General features: G+C 48.1%; 1 protein-coding gene and 1 pseudogene. One reads left to right on the plus strand and one right to left on the minus strand.

From position 1 onward, the window contains the following. Positions 1–552 (plus strand): annotated as a pseudogene (locus R8N47_RS23685) (MFS transporter); the annotation flags it as partial. Positions 553–632: 80 nt separating this feature from the next. Here the strand turns inward: R8N47_RS23685 and R8N47_RS23690 are convergent. Further along, entirely contained in the window at positions 633–1,013 is a 381-nt protein-coding gene (locus tag R8N47_RS23690; RefSeq protein WP_318185913.1) for a cystatin domain-containing protein, read from the minus strand. Positions 1,014–1,082: the final 69 nt, after the last annotated feature.

Below are 1,082 nucleotides of genomic sequence, written 5' to 3' on the forward strand. Positions count from 1 at the left end.
TACCTGTTTGGTGCGCGGGATGTCTGGTTTGTGGTGGCTTTGCCGGTTTATCTCGGCAGCGTATTTGGCTGGGATCACTTGTGGGTTGGTGGCTTTTTAGCATCATGGGTGATCGCGTATGGCTTTGTGCAAGGTTTTGCGCCGCGCATTACGGGTAAAGCGCAAGGTCGCGTGCCTGATGGAAGTGCGGCATTGGTGTGGGCGGGGATTCTTGCCTTAATCACGGGCGGGATTGCTTACGGAGTACAAATTGGTTGGCAGCCGGAAATCGTGATTGTGGTTGGGCTGATGATTTTTGGTGCGGTCTTTGCCATTAACTCTTCGCTGCATTCGTACCTGATTGTGAGCTATGCCAAAGGCGACGGCGTGTCGTTGGATGTCGGTTTTTACTACATGGCCAACGCCATGGGACGTTTGATTGGCACGGTATTGTCGGGGTGGATTTACCAAGAAGCTGGACTAGCGGCGTGTTTGTGGGTCTCTTTCGCTTTCTTGGCGCTGACAACGTTGATTTCGATTAAGTTACCCAAAGCTAATATCGCCACGGCTTAGTTCTGATGAATGTGATGGGCTGAACAGAACATCGTGAATAAAAATGGCTCCAATCGGGAGCCATGTTTTATGTCTGCATATTATGAGCAGAAGCGTCCAAGCTTTGCAGGTTGCGTCATTTTGATTTCGTCGTCTAACGAGCGGTAGACAATCGTATTCCAGATTTCGCCATTATCCATTTCAAATTCAATCGCGTAATTCATGCCGCTTACCACCTGAGTGCGAACACTGAGGATTTGCTTTAACTTAGCGGAAGTGTTCATTTGCGCGAGTACCACATCAAGCAATGGTTGCGCTTCATCGGTCATGTCACTTTGTGACCATCCGCCGGGCAGTTTTTCTAAGTTACAGATTGGGTTCGCTTCCTGTTGCGATTGGGCAGGTGCGTCGGTCTCTTCCTTTTGATTACATCCAGCTAAAGCCACTACACATACGAGTGACGCCAATAATGTTTTCTTCATAACAAGACCTTTCTTTGTAATGTACTCAGTATCCTAGGGGGTTGTGTTCATTATATCTGTTTCATATTC

The sequence above is a fragment of the Vibrio sp. 2132-1 genome, assembly GCF_033344315.1.